Consider the following 23,523-nt stretch of genomic DNA (forward strand, 5'->3'; position numbering starts at 1 on the left):
AATCTCCAAAAAATCAACAGAAAGTCCCTACCCATAATAGGATAGGGACTTCTCTTTTACTTTTTCACCGTTTGTGGCAATATTACTTCACAATTCGTTTTTCTTTACTAACAAAGAAATGATAAAGTGCCCCATAAAGGTTTGCATCATTTTGGAACTGACAGGCAACAATCGTTGGATTCGCCATATGCATTGGGTTGACCCTTTTTACTTCTCCAAGTGCCCAATGAATCCGTTCTAGTAAAATTGGCTGAGCACTAATCCCGCCGCCAATTGCAAAAACTTCCGGATCTAAGATATATTGCAGATTTAAAATTTGTGTTGCTAAATGAATACAATATTCATTAAAAATAGCATTCGCTTCCTCATCGTGTTGCTTAATATATTCAAAGACTCTTTCTCCATCTGTGGGATCTTCGAGTTCCTTGATTTCGGCAATCTTTCGGATCATTTCAACGGCAGAACATTCTAAGCCAAAAAATTGTGCTTTTCTAGTTAATGGATCAATTTGATTCATCACATAACTGACTTCGCCTGCAGAGAGTTGAACGCCACGGTGGAGTTTTTTATCAATGATAATGCCTCCTCCAATTCCAGTACCAAGTACCAATACAATAGAATCATTCGCATCCTTCACACTTCCGAGCCAAAGTTCTGCTAATGCAGCACACTTTCCATCGTTTTCAATGTAAACATCTTTTGCGTACTTTTCCTTAAGTCGTTTTACTAAATTTACTTCATGTAAAAAAGGGAACGAACCACCGTAATAAATCATGCCTGTATCCACATCAATCGTCCCGGGACAACTAATAGCAATTCCATTAATGGTACTTAAATCATGGTCGTCAATAATTGAATCAATAACATTTTCGAATTCAGTTAAATTCGTTCTTGCTGTTGGCCGTTTTCCTTTTGCTTTTATATTTCCTGCTGCATCCATCAGTGCATATTTAGCAAAGGTACCCCCTATGTCGATTACTAAATACATAATTATTTCTCCTTCTGCCTTTAATTTAAGTTACCTTATGAACACTATGATTCTATAATGAATAAGTTCCATGGTTTTATTTCGAGAGTGTCCCCTTCAGTTATTTCTTTATTCATGATTAATTCCGTGCCTGAAGCATAGGGGTAACGAATCGTTTTAACTTCGTTTGAGTAGTTTAAGTAATACCGAATTGTTCTTCCAAATTGGTTTATCCCTGTTTTTGTGATTACCGGGAACTCAATGCTTGCTTTTTCAAGGGCAGGAATTTTACTAGTAACAAAAGCTAGCACGCTAGCAACAACCGTTTCGCTTGGGAAGAACCCTATATAGGTAGCCGTACCTTTTCCATACTGATTGTGGGTAATCGCTGCATATTTACCCCAATGAAGATGATCATAATAAGCTAAAACCTCAGCTGTCGTCGGTGTCAGCAATTCCATCCAATCCTTTACAGGTTGTTTTGATGAATCCACTTCGATTAAAGATCCCCTTAAGCCCGTTTGCTCTGGCTCTACAAAAAGACTATATTCCACACCACAGGCAGCCGAGATGATACCTGGTTGAGTAACAGTCCGAACTTGAACATTTTCATTCGTAAAACCGCTCTTAAATGTATAGATTGCATGGCCGCCATCCCTAACAAAATCATTCAATCGATGTAAAAATTCATCCTTCACGGAATAGAGGGAAGGAACAATTAATAAATCATAGTCCTTCAATTCCGTAAAACTAGGATTAATTACATCGCATTCAATGTTCATCTTATACAATTGATCATATAAAACTCTAAAGACATCGTTATAGTTTTTGTCTGCCGCGAATGGAAACCACTCGATGCTCGTATAGCTTTCATTGCTAATGACAAAAGCAACTTTGTTTTGTTTTTTCAAATGAACAAGGTGCTGAGATAATTCCTTTAATTCTGCCCCTATTACTTTTGCCTCATTGTAAACAGGATTTGGTTTGAAATCATGGCTTAGTAAGCCTTTCCAATACGTTTCAGCAGAATTATGAATCGAATGCCAATGCCAGTATGCAACCATATCTGCGCCAGAGGCTAGATGGCTATAGGCTTGTAGTCGAAGTTGTCCAGGATACGGTGTCCAATTTTTAAATGCTTGTGCTTCGGTTTCAAGCACATAATAGTTTGTATTCTTTGTCGAACGGGCAATATCGCCACAATATGAAATCTCTACTCCTGTCAATTGGCTTTGAGAAGGATGATAGACATCAATTCCGGTAATATCCATTGCTAGAGATGCCTCATAATGGTCAACATCTGGCTGAATTCCATAGGAATATCCACGCCATTCAAAATCAAAATTATGGGTGACGAATTGGTGGGATTGGCTGTATTCCTTCACAATACTTACCTGCCAAGCCAAAAAGTCTGTTACTAATTTTCTCTGAAACTTAGCAAACTCAGAACCCAGACTGCCGTTGATGGTCCCAACCATTGAAGGAGTGTCCTCCCAGCTATTGATTCGATTGCTCCAATACGACAAACCATAAGCTTTATTAAGTTCTTCAATGGTAGTAAATTTCTCTTTTAGATACTTAATAAATTGAAATTGAACATTATCTCCAGCAGTTCCATAATGTTTTGTTTCATTATCAACCTGGAAGCCTATAACAGCTGGATGGTCCTTAACATGGTTGATTAATTTTCGAATAATCCGCTCGGCATGAAATAAATAGACGGGATTTGTGATATCCATGATTTGTCTTGCACCATATTTACCTGGTCCATTTTTTGTAGTTGCTAGGACGTCAGGATGCTGTTTAACTAGCCAGGTAGGTACAGCATACGTCGGTGTCCCAACAATCACCTTAATATCAGCTTTGTGCATCGCATCTAAAACGCGATCGACAGAAGTGAAATCGAACACTCCATTTTGCGGTTCATGTGTACTCCATGTTGATTCGGCAATCCGGACAACATTAATCCCAGCTTCTTTCATCATTCGAATATCTTCTTCTAATCTTTCATAAGGCATATATTCATCGTAGTATGCGACTCCATATAATATTTTGTCTGCCATAATTTCTCCTCCTTCGAAACTAAGAAAACGCTTTATTACTTTTAATAATAGTTAAATTAATAATATATTTATGGTACTTATTAAAGAAAAGTGGTATTTTTATGAATAAAACTACTTTACTTAAAGAACATACCGAAAGGAAATGGAGCCATTTCCTACGAGAAACGGCTCCATAAACTTTAATTCTAAATCATTATCTTTGAGCTCTTCTTGCTTCCAATTCAGACACAATTTCATGATGCGGTTTTTCCCACTTATAAACAAAGGCCATAATAAGAATGGATACAACGCTAAAAATAATTGGCAGCCAAATGTAACTAAGAGAGATCATTAGAAGCGCAGAATCACTTTGCTGTTGATTGGCTACGTAACCGCCAGCAGCAAGTAACCAAGCCGGGATTGCACCGCCAAGACCAGAACCTAATTTAATTCCAATACCTGCTGCAGATACAAGGATACCTTGAGCACGGATTCCCGATTTCCACTCCCCATAGTCAACGGTATCTGCCATTAAGGTAAATAGTAATCCTGCCGGTAATCCCATACCGATAGATCCAATGATAGTTCCAGTAATGATCATTGGTACACTATCTCCACCCATATAGATGATGATTTGACCAATGATATTGATAGCAATACCAGTATTAATTAAGAGTACTTTGCTAAATTTTTTTGTTAAGAAAGGTACTGCCAAAATACCTACAAGTGAACACATCGCAAGAGTGTTGACGGTAGAAATGATTTCAGGCTTACCGATGTTGTAAGTAATGTAATAAATACCAGCAGACAATTTCATGATATACAACATAAAGAAGACGATACCCAATAGGGAAACTGCATACCAAGGACGATTTCCTTTAATTGCTTTTAAACTTTCTTTTACAGGAATCGATTCGTTACCTGAGATATTTTGAACACGTTCTCTTGTGTTAAAGAATGTAACAAAAAACAGGATTAGTCCCATTAGAGAGAATACTGTCATTGCGTAGAAGAAACCTTTTTGCTGATTGCCAGCACCAAAATAAGCAACAAGTGGTAATAGTGATAAGTTAACAATTAACCCGCCAAATTGTCCGCCAAACATACGGAACACATTGGCAACCGTTCTTTCTTGAACATTACTTGACATACTTGGAAGCATCGTGGTTAATGGGTTATTTACAGCCGCATATAACACATTCGCTGTAATATAAAAGATGTAAGCATAGGCCAATTTACCAGAAGCACTTAATTCAGGGCCCATAAACAATAAAATAGAAACGATTGTAAATGGAATACTAGACCATAAAATCCAAGGGCGTGATTTTCCCCATCTTGTATTGGTTTTATCGATTAAAATACCAAAGATTGGACTGTCAATCATATCTACAAATCTAGCAACTAGCATTAACGTACCAACAGCAGCAGCCTCTAGTCCGTATATATCAGTAAAGTAATAGGTTAAGTACGTGGTAATAACGGTGTAAATTAGGTTGGAACCGGTGTCTCCTAAACCGTAACTTACTTTTTCTAATAAGGACATTTTTTGATTGGTGCCTGTTGTTTGCTGCATTTTATGTAAATCTCTTTCTCTTACAGCCATGATTTTCCCTCCCAAGATAGTAAAAACGTTTGCATTTTTTGTTATTTTCTAATAAGTCTTAATGCCATATAAGGTTGTCCAGGTAATTCAATTACAGTTTGGTTCGTAACCGCTTTCTCGAGTGGGGTAATGGTCATATTCCAGGTATCGATTAGGTCGCCTTGGAATTCTGCCCTCTCTGGTAAAAACTCAAACACTTTAAAAATCGGCTGACTGTCACCAAAGTATATGAGTACATAAGAATCATCAGAAATACCAGCTGCCACTTCCCAATGAGAACTCTCGGCACCCAGTGGCGATAATCGCTTTGGCCCACCTTCTTCTATAAGCTTTCGTAAGAAACGGATTCTCTCTGGACTTTCACCGATTAACTTCCCACCGTGAGACCACCAAACAATATTGTTTTCATTTAGGTACGTTTCACCATGTGTCACATATGCTCCGCGGCATACACCTTCCCAAAACTGCTGAACCATTTTTTTCCCATTCATATTGCCCCAGCCGTTATTTATATTGCCTTCATAACGACACTCATCAATCAAAATTGGTTTTTTGTAGGTTTCATGCCACTTTGGAACAAAAAACAGATTATCGTGCTGAATACTTACGTGGCTGATATTTTCTTTTGTATGGTCATACCAATGGCTATTATTGACCGCGTGTACGGGCGGATTATGCCAATTATGTATTGAGATTGGATGTTGATAGGAATCTTCATCCACGACACATTGAATTAGTTCATCCCAAGCATCCTTCTTTTTCTGTTGCGCTAAATCCATCAGGTCATATTCATTTGCCATTGACCACCAGATATTCCGGAAAGATCCTAGCCTTGCGATAATATATTTTAAATAACGCAAATCATTCTCTTTCCCCATTGAAGCAAATCCCCAGTGATCGTATGGATGAAACAAAATCAAATCCACTTCAATCCCTAGTTTCTGCAATATATCAATTTGCTGTTCTAATTTTTGAAAGAATTGAGGGTTAAATCTTTCAAAATCGAAACCGCTTTCTTTCACCATCCAATCAGTGAAATCAAATGTGCCGGAATATAACTTTTTTTGCTCACCAACAAAAGGATAAAGAGCAGGTTCTGCTGTGTTATATTCATAGTATTTTGGAAAAACACACATCCGAATTTTATTGAATGGGCTTTCATTTAATGTTAATATCGTTTCTTTCTGCAACTCTTCTGATTGATGATTCCAAACATAACTAGTTGTTCCAAAAGGATAAAATGGCTTGCCATCCTCAAAGGCAAAATGGGTTTCATTCGAAACTCTAACAGGACCGTGATTTGTACCACTAGCTTCTACACAAGTAAAATTCCCTTTTAGATTATCAAGTTCTCCTTGATTGCTCCTGGTCATAAACGACCATTGACCTGGCTCATCTGGCATAAACCGGATTTTGTAAACTCCATTACCATCGTAAAATCCTCTAACTGAAATCTCTCTCTGTTTAAAGGTAAAATCAGCTTCTAATGAAACTTCTAAAAATGGATTTCCTACTTGAGGCCCATTAAGTGAAATTTCAACTCTATTCCAACGTTCGACATTCTGAGAAACAATCTCCATTTGATCATCTCCTTTTCTAATTTATTATTCTGTTCACAATACAAAAAATCAACTAAACTTTTTTATTTATGTAACCGGTTTACTTACTTACAGTATAATTAGTTCGTGATATAATTTATGGTAATATTTAAGGAAAAATAGTATTTTTCAGTATTTTTTAGAGGGGAAATATAACTATGAATCTAACCCAAACAGAGATTGAAACAGCTTGTAAATTAGTATATAACACGACAAACATACCAATCTTCTTCATAAAAAAAGATCAGGAAATAGTCCGGACCTTTAATAATATGTATTCTTCCTTAGTTGATCGAAAGAAAGTAACAAAAACATTAATTAACCACTTTTTTTCAATCCCGTTAACTAAACAAATCCAGATAGTTTATATAAACAATCGAAATGATACAATTGTTTTATTACCCTATCCAGGAAAAAACGATGAACGGATCATTCTTTGGCCGAATGCAGACAACTTCTTTTCGACCAATACATTAGATCCTCAAGATAATCAAATACCATCTGCTACAAACCACCTGTTTAACATGGGGATATTACTTCACTATCTTTTTTATAAAAAAACATTATCATTAAACCAAATTAAACAGGATAACGAAGAGTTAAATACATCTCCAACACCTGATATTATCGAATTAAAGATAATGGAACAACGCGAGAATAGTGATTACCATAGTTCTTTTCTTGCAGAAAAGAAAATCTGGCAGCATCTTCAAATGGGGAATAAAGAGAAAATGCTTTATTATCTAAAACTTCACTCCCAAGAAGGTATTTATGGTACTTTATCCAAAAAGGATTCACTTAGAAACAAGAAAAATCTATTAATCACTGTCATTACCCTTGCAACAAGGGCTGCAATGGAGGGAGGGCTTTATCCAGAGATTGCATATAATTTAAGTGATTCCTATATCCAGCATATTGAAGAATTAAAAAATATCGATTCTATCGTTAAACTTTTGGAAGAGATTTTAATTGACTTTACTGAAAGAGTTGTAAAAGCAAATCGTTCCCATTTCACCAAAACGATTCTCTTATGTCAGGATTACATTTTCAATCATTTATATGAAGAATTGACATTAGAATCGATTGCCAAACAGCTGAATATTAGCCCCTCCTATCTTTCTAATAAATTTAAAGAAGAGACAGGAGAGACCTTGAAAGCCTTTATTCAGCGCAAGAAAATTGAAGAGGCCAAAAACCTCATCGTTTATTCCGACCTAAGCATAAGTGAAATTTATTCCGTGTTAAATTTTCACGACCAAAGTTACTTTATTAAAGTATTTAAGAAATTAACAGGTGTTACACCAAAACAATTCAAAAATAATTTTATAATAAAACCATCCTGAATAAGAAGAAAACCTGTCGATTTCCGACAGGCTTTCTTTTTCCATTCAATTTAAACAGTTTGAACCATTGAAGAATTCTTTAGTGCTTGATTAAGGTCTTCTATTAAGTTATTTAATAAATCATCAGTAAACTTTTCTGAGTTGAATGAAACCATTGCCCGTAATGGCATAAATTTCATCATGGCTTCAAACATTTCATATCCATCTGAATCCTCGGACATGTTTGCAAACGGGCTTCCTTCGTTTGCTTTTGCAAGCATTTCTTTGGTAATCGGTGCTAGGATGGGATTAGCCATTAAGTCACCAATTGTAGTATTGCGGTGAACCAATTTAATTAGTGCAACCGTTGACTTTACATTAACTGTTCCATCTAAAATAATTTCAGCTGAGGATTTACCTACTAATATTTCAAACAAACCGCTTTCAACATGCCAGTCCTTTAATTCAACATTGTAGTAAGCAAATGCACGTTTATCTAAAGTAAAAGTAACAGTTCTTTCCTCGCCCGGCTGTAATTCAACTTTTTCAAAGCCCTTTAGTTCTTTTACAGGTCTAATCACAGTGCTCTTTACATCTCGTACGTATAACTGGACAATTTCCTTTCCGGTTACATCTCCAGTGTTTTTTACCGTAACAGAAACTTCTACTTCCTCTGTATCTAGTATTTCAGCTTTATTGATTACTAGATTGGAGTACTCGAAATTGGTATAGCTTAATCCATATCCAAATGGGAATAACGGCTCAATCCCTTTTGTATCGTAATAACGGTATCCAACAAATAACCCTTCTTTGTATTCTACTTTATCTTCTTCCCCTGGGAAGTTAAGATAAGAAGGATTATGACTTAAGGCTTGTGGGAATGTTTCTGCTAATTTACCACTTGGACTTTCATTTCCAAATAATAAGTCAGCAATTGCACCGCCGAGTGCCTGCCCACCTAAATATCCTTCAAGCAATCCTTTTACTTTAGGAAGCCAAGACATTTCAATCGGGGCACCATTACTCAGAACGACGACAAGATTAGGTTGAACTTCTGCAATAGCTTCAATTAGGGCTAGATGATTATTTGGAATTCGTAAATGTTCACGATCATAACCTTCTGATTCATAGCGATCTGGCAAACCAACGAATAAAACTGCTCTATCAGCTTGATTTGCTACTTCTTTCGCTTCTTCTATTAACTGTTCGTCAATACTATCACTTTTTAAATCGTACCCTTTTGCATAACGAACCTCTACCCCTGAAGCAGCCTTTTCAATTTCCTCATAAATATTTTCTAATTTTGTAGGATTAATATGAGAACTTCCGCCGCCTTGGTACCTAGGTTTTACAGCAAACTCTCCGATAATCGCGACTTTTCCCTCTTTTTTCAATGGTAAGATTTTATCGTCATTTTTCAGTAGTACCATACTTTCTGTCGCTGCTTCCTTAGCAAGTTTATGGTGAACTTCCTTATCATAAGAGGCATTTTCCTTTTTGTTATCAGCGGCCATAAAAATGATGCGTAAGAGTCGTTCAACCGCTTGATCAAGGGTTTGTTCGGACAGTTGACCATTTTTTACAGCGGCTACTATTTTTCTATCACCAAGTCCATTACTAGAAGGCATTTCCAACTCTAGCCCCGCTTCAAGACCATGTGCCCGCTCATTCACTGCGCCCCAGTCTGAAACGACAAAGCCTTCAAAGCCCCATTCATCCTTTAGGATATCTGTTAATAGAGTTTTGTTTTCTGAGGCATATTCGCCATTAACTTTGTTATAGGAACACATAACTGTCCAAGGCTGCGATTGTTTTACAACATTTTCAAAGCTAGCAAGATAGATTTCTCTTAATGTTCTTTCATCGACAATCGCATCTACTGACATGCGGCGGTGTTCCTGATTGTTAACCGCAAAGTGTTTTAAGGAGGTTCCCACTCCCTGGCTTTGAACGCCTTTTACATGATTGGATGCCATCTCTGAAGAAAGATAAGGATCTTCTGAAAAATACTCAAAGTTTCGTCCACAAAGCGGTGAACGTTTGATATTGGCACCAGGTCCAAGCAAGACAGAAACGTCTTCTGCCTGACACTCTTCACCTAAAGCAATTCCTACTTTTTCAATAAGTGTCCGGTTCCAGGTACTTGCAAGACCAACAGCAGAAGGAAAGCAGGTAGCAGGAACGCTCTGGTAAATTCCCAAGTGGTCACCGCTTCCGCCTTGTTTACGTAAACCATGAGGTCCATCTGTTACCATAATTGATGGGATTCCTAATCTCTCTACTCCTTTTAATCTCCAAAAGTTCAAGCCAGAACAAAGACTCGCTTTTTCTTCAAGTGTCATTTCGTTAATCAACTGTTTAATGTCACGTTTCATTAATAATCATCTCCTTTTAATATTCATTTTTCAAAAATCCAAGAATTAAACTGCCGTCAACCGAATGGCCATGTATTGTCGGGCCGGTAGTTCGATTCTGAAGTTGCCTTCAAATGTACCGTTTTGTTCCTCGATTGTCATATTCCAAGTATCTATGACGTCTACTTTATACTGAATTCCCGGTGACATGGTAAATTCACGGTAACTTGGCTGATTAAAGCCGTAATAATATAAGTAAAATTTGTCAACAATGCCCGCTGCTGGAGCATCCCATTCTGAGACTATTGGGTTTAGTATCCCATTTGGTGATTGTTCAACAATTTTCCGAAGGAATCCTATTCTTGAGGGACTGGTTCCGTGAAGTTCGCCGCCTTTTGACCACCAAAGTATATCTTCTGGATGCAAATACGTTTCACCATGGCCAACGTACCCACCTCGAATCGCACCTTCCCAAAATCTACGAACCATTTCCTGACCAGGAATGTTTCCCCAGCCCATATTGATATTCCCTTCATAACCGCATTCATCAATCACCACTGGCTTACCCCATTGTTTTCGCCACTCATCTGTATTTTCTGATGTTCGATAGACATCAACCCTTTGGACACTGCAATGTGTAACCCAAGGTTTTGTATAATCATAGAATTTAAAGCAGTTATGAACCGAGATAAGATGGTTATATGGATCATGATTGGTTACGATGCTCGCGAATCGTTCCCAATCCTCCTCTTCCTTCGACCACATTAAATCGTATTCGTTGGCAAGGGACCACCACACATTTGAAAAAGCAGATAATCGGGCAGTTACGTATTTTAAATATCGATCGTCAGCAGACTTGCCCATTTCTGAAAAGCCCCAACGATCATATGCATGGAAGAGAATCAAATCGGCTTCAATGCCTAACTTTTTAAGTTCTGCAATTCGTTGGTCTAGATGCTGGAAGAATGCTGGGTTGAATCTAGTATAATCAAACCCATCTTCTAATGAACCTTCAAAGGGATAGTGAATGGGCTCGTTTTCGTTGAATAAATAAGCCTTCGGAAAAATACACATCCTCATCTTATTGAATGGACCTTCAGATAAGGTAGTTAGCGTTTGCTCTTGGAGTTCATTTGGTTGCTGGGTCCATGCATAACAGGTTGTTCCCACCGGTAAATAACGGGTTCCATCGCTATAGGTAAAATGAAACGTATCAGCAACCCTCACCTGTCCGTGATTCTTATCATTTGCTGGACCACACGTAAACTGTCCTTCTATACCATTCAATGAACGTGCATTACTCTTTGTCTGGTACGTCCATTGCCCTTCCTTTTCAGGCATAAACCGGATTTTATATGTCCCATTGTCATCATAGAAACCGTTTATGTCAACGCTGTATCCATTGCACGAGAATTGCGCAGAAATGGCAACATCCACAAATGGATTTCCATGGCTGGGTCCGTTTAATTCAATTTCGAATACGTCCCATTTACCAACAGATACTGGTGAGACAATCGTAGCTGAACCCTCAGGAATACGATCTGATTCGTAATTGGATAAAGGAAGTATTTCTGTATTCGTATCGACTTCATATTCTACTGAAGACAGTTCATTCATCACTGTTCTCAACCAATCCTCTGACCGGTTAATCGACTGATTGACTGTCACATAATCTGATAAACTTCTCATTTTAGTAAAAAATATGTACGGAGAATCCTTCAGTTCGGGTGCATGCTTTAATAGTATTTCTCTGCCTTCTGGACTTGCCAAAATGTAACCAATTTTAGTATCTTGAGTGAAAAACATCGCATGTACTCCTTTTAATAGAATAGTTAAGATTCACCGTGCTACTACAGCCTCAGGTTGAATAGCAGCACGCCCAATCTACATTACTGGCGAACTAGAAGCAATCGTTCATCTAATTCATCTAATTTTTCAGTGGGTGCCAATGATTTAAATAGAGGTACTTGTGTTAATTCTCTTAGTGATTTTTCTAAAAATCTAGCTTTCACGAGTATATTACCAGCTATTTCTGGGAGTTCCTCTTCAAAAATCTCCCTCGTTACATCATTTTCTAGAAGTTCCTTTAAACTATTATTTGTACTAAAGGTCAGGATATAGCTTTTTGCAGGCTTATATTCGAACACATACCTACCTGCCACAAGTTCACAATGTACCTGCTCACCATTTTGCCCTGCAGCAATCGTGCTATCAACTAGATTGACACCGTTTACTTTTATTGATTCAAAGGCTGCATCTGGGAGGATCACATTTGCGGTTGTATTAAATGGAACAATAAAGGTGAATGACAATGCCCCGTCCTCTTTGATCTCCCATCCGCTCTCAATCTTTCCTGATGCAGAATTTAGCGTTGCCTTCGCATATTGAAGTTTTCCGTAAGGTTTTGGACTAAGTTTAATCTTTTTGAATCCAGGTGCATCCTCTACAGGATTAATGCCGCACATATGCTGATACATCCACTCAGCTATGGATCCATACGCATAGTGATTTAGTGAATTCATGTCTGTTCCACTAATCGAACCGTCCGGAAGAACTGAATTCCATCTTTCCCAAATCGTAGTTGCGCCTAATTTAACGGCATATAACCAACTTGGGAAGTCATCATTCAACAATAAGGTGTAGGCCGCGTCATTGGCTCCATTTTCCGATAGAACGTTACAGAAATAAGGAGTCCCGACAAATCCTGTTTTTAAATGCATATTGTCTTCACGAAGCTTTATCCTCAAATCTTCTATAACTCTTGGACGGAAGTTTTCCGGGATCAAATCCATATAAAGTGCAACAATCATCGCGGTTTGCGTGTTAATAGCACTTCTTCCATTTGGGGTAAAGTATTCATTCTTTATGGCTTCTTTAATCTCATTTACGAGATTCCTATATTCTTTTGCTAATTCTAGATTACCAAGAACCGCTGCAGCTTTTGATACAAGTTGTGCAGAGTAACAATAATATGCAGATGCAATGTAATAGGAGTCTGTTCCTCCCATAGGGCTTTGTGGATCTGGCCCATCTTGTGAGAGCCAGTCGCCAAAATGGAATCCTACTTTCCACAATCTCTTTCCGCCTGATTCCTCATCCATTCTCTTAATGTAATCTACCCAGTCCTTCATCGTATCGAACTGTTGACGTAGCAATTCTTTGTCACCATAATGCAGGTATAATGTCCATGGAATGACCGTGGCCGCATCCCCCCAAGCCGCAGAGCCATGACCGCCAATAAATTGATTACCATCCTTTGGTTTTACAACCGGTACTGTAAACGGAACAGATCCACCTAATCTTTTTTGTTCTTCGCGTAAATCGAACATATACTTTTTGAAAAAAGCTGGTGAATACATATTAAAGCAGGCAGTGGGGGCAAATACTTGAGCATCCCCTGTCCATCCCATCCGTTCATCACGCTGTGGACAATCAGTTGGGACTTCCAAGAAGTTCCCCTTTTGTCCCCATTTGGCGTTATGGAATAATTGATTAACCAATGGGTTTGAAGTTTCAACATTCCCTATTTCTTCAATCTCACTATAAAGAACACATCCGGTAAAGTCGTCAACATTGATATCTCCCTCATAACCAGTCAGTTTTACATATCGAAAGCCATAAAAGGTAAAGTGAGGTTGGACTTCTCGTTCACTTCCATCTGAAATGTATATGTGCTCTGCCTTTGCTGTACGGAGGTTATCTCGATAAAAACAATCATTCTGGAGAATTTCACCGTACTCAAGCTGAAGTTTGGTTCCTTTTGGTGCATTGGTTCTAAACCGTACCCAGCCAGTCATTACCTGCCCAAAATCCAAAACAGTTTCTCCGGCTGGTGTATGTATAATCTCAATCGGTTTTCTCTCTTCCATTATTTTTACGGGAAGACTAATCCGTGCTTGGAATCGTTCTGTATTGACCTTTGTGAAACGTACACTTGTCCACTTGCTATCGTCAAAGTCCGCCAATGTCCAATTTTCTTGCTCTAGATTAGCGTCATAAACCTCTCCATCATAAATACCACTGAATGTAATCGGTGCCGGAGCACTCTTCCATTCTTGATTAGAAGCAATCGTTACCTCTGAACCATCCGCTAAGGTGACAATGATTTCTGCAATTAGTGCAAATTCACTTCCATACAATTCGTGGTACCCGCCATCAAAACCAAAACGACCTTTGTACCATCCATTGCCTAGCATAATTCCAACAGCATTATCCCCACTCGTTAACAAATGAGTTACATCATAGGTTTGATACTGTAACCAGAAGTCATAGGCGTTATAACCAGGAGCAAAATATTCTTCACTGACTCTTTTTCCATTGATTTCTAGTTCATATAAACCTACTCCACTTATATAGGCTCTTGCAGAAGCAATAGGAGTTGGCAAATCGAATGTTTTTCTGATTAACGGATGGGTTTCCTTATCTACGTTAGCTGTAATCCATTGACCTTGCCATGGCTCGTCCATTTTTGCTGTTTCAAACCAAGCGACATCACTAGTAGCCTGATCTCCACTATTTCCCCATACCGTTACTCGCCAAAAATATCTGGTTCGTGGTTTTAATTCAATGTCAGGTGTATAAGCTAGACTATCAATCTCTATTATTTTTCCGCTATTAAAAACAATATGTTCAAAATTTTCATCTAAGGAAATTTCTACTTGTGCGCCCGTTTGAAAAACAGACAGACTATTCGCGGACTCTGTTACCCATGAAAGACGTAATCGATCGAACTCAAAACCCAAGGGATTCTTAATTTGATTTGTTCTTAATTTAGTAATTATCATTTCAAACCTCCTAATTATAGCGCTTTCATTACAATTGTTTTACCACCATTATAGTCATCAAGCGAGCCCTAACTTTATATTACGTTACAACCTTTTTTGAAACTATTCGAAATACGACTTCCTACTGTTGTTTATCCGACTTTTCAGATATTGACCATAAAAAAGAGCTAGAAAATAAATCCTAGCTTGGTCAAAATTACTTTTTACGCTTTAGTTTCCTCTATCCCATTTGCTTTTTGGTCCATTTTAGCAAACACATAATTACTAATAAACATTAGTAAATATCCGATTAAACTGCCGCTAAAGAATGGTATTAGACCAGGAAATTGATAGAATATGAATAAGATAAATCCAGATAAGATAGACATACTAAACGTTGCGATTGGATTAAGGGTCATTAACAAAAAGGCATTTTTAATGATCCCTTTAACGCCAACATCAAAATGAACAAAAACTGGAAAAATGTATAAAAGTGTCAGCAGAAATACGAGAATGACGATTACGTTAGGAATATATAGAAACTTTAGGGATGGTAATGTTGTCGCATCAATAATCTTTAAATTAGAGTACATAAAAAAACCAATACACACAATAATTAATCCTAATAAACTGCTTTTTGAAAATTCACTTTTGTAGGTTAACCAAAAGGTTTTAAATACAGGAATTTCATGCTGCTTCAATACCCATTTACGTATAACCGTAAACATCGCTGTTGTTGACGGAAAAAAGCCAAAAACAATTAATCCGAGCAGGGTAAATAAAACCCAAAGTATATTAACATACATAAGTCTCATGACCCATTCGGAAATACTATAAATTCCTCTCATAAAACCTTCCATCAGTTTTGGCCCCCTTTTTTCATCTGTTCCACTCTCAACTGATAGACTAATTAAATTAATTGTATAAGAATTTGAAAGTTTCAGGTATCCCAACCGATTTATATGGATCCATAGATAACTGAACGTAACCGTGGCTGGTGATATTCCTCGAAATTTGGAAGCATTTGCTGCATGTACACTGCGGATAGTTTTTCTTTTGGATCAATTGTCACCCAAGTGCCAGCTAATCCATTCCAGCCAAATTCACCAATGGGACTGTTGCTCCCCCCTGCTGGACGATCCATCATTACTTGCACTCCTAACCCATAGCCATATCCTGCAAGTCTTGGCCAATTATAATTCTGAAAATGTTCCGGTTGAAGGTGATTAGTTGCCATCAATTCAATTGTCTTTCTGCCAATAATTCGTACTCCATCTAATTCGCCATCATTTGCTAGCATGTGTGCAAAACGACTGTAATCACTTAGTGTTGAAAACAGCCCGCCACCGCCGCTTTCATAAGCAGAAAAATGCTCATCCATTTCAGTATTTATCGTTAAACTTCCGTTTTCATCGCGGATATAAAGGCTTGCGAGACGGTGTTGTTTCTCTTTTGGAATGTTGAAAAATGTATCATTCATAGCAAGGGGTTCAAAAATTTCATCCTTTAAAAATCGACCTAAACTTTTACCAGATAATACCTCGATTAATGCTCCTAACACATCATGACTTAATCCATATTGCCATTGTGTACCTGGATCGAATGCAAGTGGAATAGCAGCTAGTGCTTGGGTAAGTGAACGGATATCCGTTTTTTCACCCAGTTGTTTTTTTCTCGCCAATGACTCAGTTGCTAGTTTTACCTGACGTTCGGTTTCCGTCTCGCCCCAGCCATAAGTTAGACCAGAGGTCATCATGAATAAATCTTTAATCGTGATTGATCTAGTAGCGGGAGTTATAGTATGTTCTCCGTTTTCTCCTGTCACAAGTACTTGTGGATGACTAAATTCTGGCAAGTATTCCTCAATTGGATCGGATAGTAAATATAGTCCACGTTCATAAAGTTTTAAAGCAGCTACACAGGTAACTACCTTTGTCATTGAATAAATCCGGAAAATGGTATCAGATGAAATCGGATTTTTTGTATCTATATCTGCGAATCCAACATAATCTTCAAAAACGGTTTCACCATTTCGAGTAACAGAACAGGAACATCCAGCTGGACCTTTTTCCACAAAACTTCTTAATAATTGGCGTAGATTGTGTAATGCTTCCATAGATATAACCTCCAACTAAAGAGTCAATTTCCTTTTTTCCAATCTTTAAAAATAAATAGCCCCGATTGAAATTGGGGCTATTTATTTTATCAATGACTTTTCGATAGAATCATCCTTTTACAGACCCTAAGGCAATTCCTTTTACTAAGTATTTTTGGAAGAATGGGTAGGCAATTAAAATTGGCAAGACCCCAATTACGGCAATGGCCATTCGAACTCCTGTTGTTGGAATTTGCGCTGCTGCAGTACTTGTGTTTGATCCTAGATTACTAGTGGCTAAAAATTGAATGTCTTGTAACATTCGATTTAACATGTTTTGGATACTGAATAACGACGGTTCAGTGATATAGATCAATCCATTAAACCAATCATTCCAATAACCAATTGTTTGAAGCAGTCCAATTGTAGCTAAAATTGGCAATGAAAGTGGAAGAATGATCGAGAAGAATGTTCTAAACTCCCCTGCACCATCCATTCGAGCAGATTCAATTACTGGCTCAGGAATGGAGGTAATAAAAAATGTCCGCATTAACAAAACATTAAATCCATTCATTAGTAATCCAGGTACGATTAATGCCCAGATAGTGTTTTTCACATCAAAGATTTGAGTATATACGAGATAAGTTGGGACTAGCCCACCGTTGAATAATAGTGTAAAGAATACAAAGAAAGCGAAAACGTTTCTGTATGGTAAATCTCGGCGAGATAGCGCATAGGCTAACAACGATGTAATCGCTAGACTGGAAACGGTCCCTATCACTGTAACAAATACGGTAATTCCGTATGCTCTTACAATACTAGCTGAGTTATTAAATAAATACTCGTAGGCTGCTAAACTAAATTCCTTTGGCCAAAAAGCATAACCATCTTTCAATATTGAAGCCTCTTCCGTAAGTGAAGATGCCACTAAAATGATGAACGGAATGATGGAACCGGCCGCAAGGATTGCTAAGAAGACATGTGAAACATATTGTGTTATACGATCAGATTTATACATTTCATTCCACCTCCATTAAAATAATGCATTGTCTTTATTTTTTCTACGCACAAGATAATTCGATAATAGTACAAGAATAAAACCAACGATTGATTGATATAACCCTGCTGCTGCAGACATTCCAATATCACCAAGTTGGATTAATCCACGGTAAACGTACGTATCAATAACGTTTGTCGTATCATAAATTGCACCGGAGTTCATTGGTACTTGGTAGAACAATCCAAAATCAGAATAGAAGATTCGCCCGATTGCTAGTAAAGTCATCATCACAATGACTGGCATGATTGACGGGATTGTGATGTACCAAATTTGTTGAAGTTTAGAAGCTCCATCTAGAGTAGCGGCTTCATAGTACTCTTGGTCGATCCCAATTATAGCTGCTAGGTAGATAACACAGAGGAAACCTACTCCCTTCCACATATGGATGAATGTTAAAATATAAGGCCAATATTTTGATTCGAAATACCATGAAATTTCTTCAAGACCTAGCATTGGTAAGAGTGTTTTATTGAAATAACCTACATCCACACTTAGAAAAGCAAAACCTAGATAACTTACAATTACCATTGAGATCAAGAATGGAAGTAAAATGACACTCTGATAAAAACTTTTAGCTAGTTTATTCTTGATTTCATTTAACATAATGGCAACTACGATTGCTATAACAGTATTAATGATAATAAATGCACCATTATAAAGAATCGTATTTCTGGTAATGACGTATGCATCTCTTGTACTAAATAAATATTCAAAGTTCTTTAACCCAATCCACTCGCTAGCAAAGATCCCTACAGAGTAGTTGACATCTTTGAAAGCAATGGCTAGCCCGGCCATTGGTAGATAGTTGTTGATTAATAGATAAATGACCCCAGGTACCATCATGATAAAAAGGGGTAAATACCGTTTAAATCTAATCATTCTGCTTTTTACTTTTGTCGCTGGTACTACTTGGACTTTTGTGTCCAATGTTTTTACTGTAGCTTCTTGTGACATCACTCATCCCCCTGTTCTAATAAAATGTTTTCGCTTACATTTCATTGTTATTACTATGTTATAACCCAATGATAAACTAGTTCCTAGGGTCCTACTATTCGAATTACGACTTTCGTTTTTGTTTATCCGACTTTTCCGACAACTTGTTTGTCTTTTCTAAGTTCTCAGCTTGCTTATTGAGATTAGGCTATAAAAAAAGAGAACTAGGTATAAATGGAGAGACCTAGTTAAATAAGACAAAGGAAAAAGCACCCCCTGAAGCGTATTTAAATAATACGTAACTCAGGAGGTGTTTTCTTATGGGAAAGATAAATGCTTACTCAGAAGAAGTTAAAATGGCTGTTATCCAGATGAAATTAAGTGGTGAGTATTCTAATCGTGAAATTATGGAAAAGTTCGGAATAACCAATGTTACACAGATAAAACGGTGGATGAAGTGGTATCGTGAAGGACAACAATATCGTTTAGCACAAGGGATTGGCAAACAATACAGTTATGGAAAAGGTACTGAGGAATTGTCCGAAAATGAGCAATTAAAGAGAGAAAATGAGTTCTTAAAGGCACAATTAGAAATTTTAAAAAAGTACCAAGAAATCGAGAGGAGTTGGTTCCAGAAGCTGTAATTAATTTAGTAGAAAAATTAAAAGATAAATATAGTGTTACCTTACTGTGTAAATGTTTAGAAATACCTAGATCAACTTACTATAGGTGGAAAAATCAGAACCCAAAAGTAAAAAATGAACTTGAAGAACAAATCATTGAAATTTGTAAACGCCATAAATTTCTAATTGGCCATCGGACTGTCAGAGCCTGGCTATTACGCGATTATAAGAGGAAGGTTAATCGTAATACTGTACAACGGATTATGCAAAAATATAATCTGCAATGCCGGGTTAAGCCAAAACGTAAAAATAATATAGCTGGTGAAATGAAGGTAGTTGTCCCTAACCATTTAAATAGGAATTTTAAAGCCTCAAGACCAAATGAAAAATGGGTAACTGATATTACTTACCTTCCGTTCGGACAATCTATGTTGTATCTTAGCTCAATAATGGATTTATTTAATAATGAGATAATCGCTTATCGAATAAGTACCAGCCAAGATGTGTCTTTAGTGATCGATACTTTAAAGGACGCTGCAGAAGGTCGTGAAACGAGCAACTTAATACTTCATAGCGATCAGGGAGCACAGTACACGTCTCACTCATTTCAAAGAATAGCAAAAGAAAAAGGCATCACCACAAGCATGTCCCGGAAAGGCAGTTGCTTGGATAATGCCGTAATCGAATCCTTCCACTCCACCATAAAGTCAGAAGAATTCTACTCTCAAGGAAGAGAGTTTCTTACAAATTATATTGTAATCGAAAGAGTTGAAAAATTCATTAACCATTATAATCAAACAAGACTTCAGGCTAAATTAAACTACCTGTCCCCTATTGAGTATAGAGAGCAGGCAGCATAATGGTGCTTTTTCGTTGTCTCATTTTAATAGGTCAGTTCAAAATTAGCTAGTTCTCTTATTCTAGTTCTTATTTGTTTTTCTTCCATTCATCATATTGCTTTTGTTTCTCAGCGATTATTTTGTCTAAACCTGCATCCTTCAGTTTCTTATTAAAGTTAGGTAAACTCTTATCTGGATCAAGCGTACCTGATTCAAGACCTCTTTTGAACTCATTCATTACGTTTGTAGCAGCAGCAATTTCAGTTTTAACTGCATCTGGATTGAATGTAAAACCAAATGCCGGTGAAAGTGTGGCAGAATCATTATGTTCCTTCATTACTTCCCAATAATCCGGAGAGTTTCCTTTCCAAGGATGTGTTATGAAGTTGTTTCCAAGCATCCACTGATTAAACACATATTTAGATTCTGTAACACCCTCTGGTGTAGAAATAACACCATCTTTAAGTTCGAAATGCTTCCCTTCAATCCCGTTCGCAAGTAAATTCATAACATCTGCATCTGAATAGAGTAGATTAAGGAATTCCATAGTTTTTTCTGCATTTTGTGTATTTCTTGAGATAGAAAGGTTAAAGCCTGTAGACGCATCTGTAAAGGAATATGCATCTGATAACTTTACGGATACCATTTCATGACCAGCAATCACTGATTCTTGTACTTCATAGCCTGGCTTCATATGGTTGAAATAACCAAATCCCTTACCAGCCTTAACAATATTTACAGAAGCCTCAGTAGATGTGGCGGAATCTTTTAAGATATAACCATCTTCATACCACTTTCTAGTTAGTTTAGTTGCTTCAACATAGGCTGGATCATCGAACATATTGATAACCTTGTCGTCATTAAATTTCATAACGCCAAGACTTTCACCTAATACATCATATTTTCCCCATACTAAGTCCGTAACGATACCAATCGTAGTGTTCGTAATCGGAGTTAATGTTGGTTCCTTTTCTTTAACGATTTTAAATACTTCTTCTAAATCAGCAACGGTTTTGACTTTAGAAAGATCGATATTATGCTTGTCCACAATATCTTTTCTCATAATAAATCCAGCATAGGAAGCAAAGTCTCTCATACTAGGAATGCCGTAAATTTTTCCGCCTACTTTATTTCCTTCTAAGATATAGTCTGGGACTGCTTCTAAAATGCCTTTACCATGAGATTTTAGTAAATCATCTAGAGCTACATACTGTCCTTTTACAGCATTCGTGTTATAACCATAGAATGATGAAGAAAGAATCAGGTCTATTTTTTCACTGCCAGTTAACAATAATTGCGATTGCTGCTGCCAAGCACCAGCGCTAATCGGCATAAGCTTTACAGTTGCATTGATTTTTTCTTTGGCAATCTTGTTGATTTCATCTTGAACCAATTGAAGTTCGTCGAGATTTGTAAAACTCATATACGCCATTGTTACTTCATAAGAACCGTCCTTAGATTCAGAACTATTCTTTGTAGAACTGCTTTCCTTTGAAGAACAACCAGCCAATACGATTACAACTGCCATGAGGATCATTAAGAATTTAGCAAATAATTTTCCATTTCTCATGTTTTGCTTTTTCCCCCTTTTATTTTATGTCCCATACTCTACAACACTCATTGAAAGCGTTATCAAGTATCTATTTTTAGTATAAGGGATTGAAAAAAAGTCACTTACCAATAATACGACTTTTCATTATCACTATTCCGACTTTTCTAATAATAGTGTCGTTTTACGATATTCCATCGGATTTAGTTGAGTCATTTTTTTGAAAATAGTAGAAAAATAGGAAAAGTTGGAATATCCCGCTGATAAGGCAACTTCACTAACAGGCAGATCGGTTTCGATTAATAGTTTTTTAGCATATTCAATTCGTTGCAATTGCAAGTAATCGGAAATAGAAAATCCTGTTTGTTTTTTAAACAATCTCGTTAAATAATCTGGATTTAAATAGACATAGTTCGCGATTTCATCTCTAGACAATCGCATTTCTCCTATATTGTCTTTAATAAACCGCTTCACTATTTCCACTACGGATTCTTTTTCTTGTTGAGGGTGAAGCTGATTCATGGCAACTTCGGTTACATACATTACCCATTTATGTAGGGAATTTAGCGATTTTAGAACTTTTTCTGGTTTCTCCGTTAATAGGTTTTGTGAGAATACTTGATTTGCTTGAATTTCTTTTACTTGTAATACATAGAAAATTCCTTGAAGAAAATCCTGATAAAATAGATGAAGCGATTGTGCAGTAATATGATTATTCGATTCTTTCCAGTTTATAAAATAGTCATTTAATGAATTCGAAAGTTTATCCTTTGAACCACACTTCATTAAATGCATCCATTCTTCGGCAGGAATTGTCGGAATAGTAGGTGTTCCTCTTCTTTCACTACTAAATTGTAAGGTCTGATTACATTTCGTTACATTATTTTTATCCATTTCCTGCAACTGATTAACCATACCTAAAACTTCATAGATTTTTACTTGATTTCCAATATAACAGCAAAGTTCACACTGGAAATAATGAGAAAAATGAGAAATGAACTGATTACAGATATTCATTTGTTCATTTTTGTTTATCGAACTCACTGAAGGCATTATAACTATTACTCTTCCAGTTTCAAGAGACAGCATATAACCTTCTTTTTCATTACGTAAGATTTCTTCATCCACTGCTTTTTGAAGGACATAATTCATTATTTTTTCTTCTTCATTTGTCAATTCTTCATTCCAATGTTGAACATGAATAAGTATGGGCAGGAAAGAAGTATGGACTGGATAATCGATGTTACAATACTGCATTTGTTTCTCAATACTCTCTTTCGTTGCAGGAAATACCTGTAGAATCAAATCTCGCCAAAATTTTTCTTTAATGACATTATGGTGAGAAGTTTTTAATTGTAGATAAGATTCTTCAACCAATTTTACTTCTCGATCACTTTGAATTTTCCCTAAAGCCTTTTGGATAACCTCTTCTAGTTCTTGGTAATCAATTGGTTTTAATAAATAATCAAAGCTTTTTAGCTGCAATGCTTGTTTAGCAAACTTGAAATCGGAATGACAAGTTAAAAAAACAGCTTCTGTACATGGGTAATGTTCCCTGACCCACTTTAATAGATCAAGACCTGACCCTTTGGGCATTTCAATATCACATAATAAAAGATCAATTTTGTTACTTTGAAATACCTCCTGTGCACTTCTTAAATTATGGGCTGTATATACAGTTGAAATGCCTAGCTTTTCCCAATTGACTCCAGCTTGTACTCCCCTAATAGAATGAATTTCGTCATCAACAATTAGTACTCGATATTGATTCATAA

Annotated in this window: 15 protein-coding genes; 2 read left to right on the forward strand and 13 right to left on the reverse strand. The window is 36.9% G+C overall.

Annotation, left to right across the window (positions count from 1 at the left end):
• Positions 1-82: 82 nt before the first annotated feature.
• The 4 genes from QUG14_RS07360 to QUG14_RS07375 all read right to left on the reverse strand — a co-directional run bounded on the left by QUG14_RS07360 (position 83) and on the right by QUG14_RS07375 (position 6,192).
• Complete coding sequence (locus QUG14_RS07360; RefSeq protein ID WP_289339867.1) at positions 83-988, reverse strand: ROK family protein; 906 nt, start codon at positions 986-988, stop codon at positions 83-85.
• A gap of 44 nt (positions 989-1,032) precedes the next feature.
• The gene (locus QUG14_RS07365) at positions 1,033-3,030 is read right to left on the reverse strand and encodes a beta-galactosidase (RefSeq protein ID WP_289339868.1); all 1,998 of its coding nucleotides are present in this window, start codon (positions 3,028-3,030) and stop codon (positions 1,033-1,035) included.
• A 193-nt stretch (positions 3,031-3,223) separates the two neighbouring features.
• Positions 3,224-4,612 carry a glycoside-pentoside-hexuronide (GPH):cation symporter gene (locus QUG14_RS07370; protein WP_289339869.1) on the reverse strand — a complete coding sequence of 463 codons (1,389 nt, stop codon included), beginning with the start codon at positions 4,610-4,612 and terminating at the stop codon, positions 3,224-3,226.
• A gap of 41 nt (positions 4,613-4,653) precedes the next feature.
• Positions 4,654-6,192, reverse strand: a complete 1,539-nt coding sequence (locus QUG14_RS07375) for a DUF5060 domain-containing protein (RefSeq protein ID WP_289339870.1) — start codon at positions 6,190-6,192, stop codon at positions 4,654-4,656.
• A 176-nt stretch (positions 6,193-6,368) separates the two neighbouring features.
• On the opposite strand from QUG14_RS07375, the gene QUG14_RS07380 reads away from it, so the two are divergent.
• The gene (locus QUG14_RS07380) at positions 6,369-7,553 is read left to right on the forward strand and encodes a helix-turn-helix domain-containing protein (RefSeq protein WP_289339871.1); all 1,185 of its coding nucleotides are present in this window, start codon (positions 6,369-6,371) and stop codon (positions 7,551-7,553) included.
• A 50-nt stretch (positions 7,554-7,603) separates the two neighbouring features.
• Here QUG14_RS07380 and QUG14_RS07385 read toward each other — a convergent pair whose 3' ends face one another.
• The 7 genes from QUG14_RS07385 to QUG14_RS07415 all read right to left on the reverse strand — a co-directional run bounded on the left by QUG14_RS07385 (position 7,604) and on the right by QUG14_RS07415 (position 18,683).
• Positions 7,604-9,907, reverse strand: a complete 2,304-nt coding sequence (locus QUG14_RS07385) for a glycoside hydrolase family 3 C-terminal domain-containing protein (RefSeq protein ID WP_289339872.1) — start codon at positions 9,905-9,907, stop codon at positions 7,604-7,606.
• Between the two features lie 45 nt (positions 9,908-9,952).
• On the reverse strand, positions 9,953-11,692 hold the full coding sequence (locus QUG14_RS07390; protein WP_289339873.1) for a DUF5605 domain-containing protein: 1,740 nt from the start codon (positions 11,690-11,692) through the stop codon (positions 9,953-9,955).
• Positions 11,693-11,775: 83 nt separating this feature from the next.
• On the reverse strand, positions 11,776-14,670 hold the full coding sequence (locus QUG14_RS07395) for an alpha-L-rhamnosidase (RefSeq protein WP_289339874.1): 2,895 nt from the start codon (positions 14,668-14,670) through the stop codon (positions 11,776-11,778).
• Positions 14,671-14,873: 203 nt separating this feature from the next.
• The gene (locus QUG14_RS07400; RefSeq protein ID WP_289339875.1) at positions 14,874-15,509 is read right to left on the reverse strand and encodes a YesL family protein; all 636 of its coding nucleotides are present in this window, start codon (positions 15,507-15,509) and stop codon (positions 14,874-14,876) included.
• A 98-nt stretch (positions 15,510-15,607) separates the two neighbouring features.
• Positions 15,608-16,765: a serine hydrolase domain-containing protein gene (locus QUG14_RS07405; RefSeq protein WP_289339876.1), complete on the reverse strand. Its 1,158-nt coding sequence runs from the start codon at positions 16,763-16,765 to the stop codon at positions 15,608-15,610.
• A gap of 109 nt (positions 16,766-16,874) precedes the next feature.
• A complete protein-coding gene (locus QUG14_RS07410) occupies positions 16,875-17,762 on the reverse strand; it encodes a carbohydrate ABC transporter permease (protein WP_289339877.1) in 888 nt (295 codons plus the stop codon).
• Positions 17,763-17,777: 15 nt separating this feature from the next.
• Positions 17,778-18,683 (reverse strand): ABC transporter permease, encoded by a 906-nt coding sequence (locus QUG14_RS07415; RefSeq protein WP_289344091.1) that lies wholly within the window; start codon positions 18,681-18,683, stop codon positions 17,778-17,780.
• A 374-nt stretch (positions 18,684-19,057) separates the two neighbouring features.
• Here QUG14_RS07415 and QUG14_RS07420 point away from each other — a divergent pair.
• Positions 19,058-20,220 (forward strand): IS3 family transposase gene (locus tag QUG14_RS07420; protein ID WP_289339878.1). Its coding sequence is split into 2 segments (ribosomal slippage): positions 19,058-19,337 and positions 19,337-20,220, totalling 1,164 coding nucleotides; the frame shifts between segments, so codons are not numbered across the junction.
• 67 nt (positions 20,221-20,287) lie between these two features.
• Here the strand turns inward: QUG14_RS07420 and QUG14_RS07425 are convergent.
• Both QUG14_RS07425 and QUG14_RS07430 read right to left on the reverse strand, forming a co-directional pair.
• The gene (locus QUG14_RS07425; protein WP_289339879.1) at positions 20,288-21,769 is read right to left on the reverse strand and encodes an ABC transporter substrate-binding protein; all 1,482 of its coding nucleotides are present in this window, start codon (positions 21,767-21,769) and stop codon (positions 20,288-20,290) included.
• Positions 21,770-21,901: 132 nt separating this feature from the next.
• Positions 21,902-23,521, reverse strand: a complete 1,620-nt coding sequence (locus QUG14_RS07430; RefSeq protein ID WP_289339880.1) for a response regulator transcription factor — start codon at positions 23,519-23,521, stop codon at positions 21,902-21,904.
• Between the last annotated feature and the right edge of the window lie 2 nt (positions 23,522-23,523).

The sequence above is a fragment of the Neobacillus sp. CF12 genome (assembly GCF_030348765.1).
GTDB lineage: Bacteria > Bacillota > Bacilli > Bacillales > Cytobacillaceae > Neobacillus.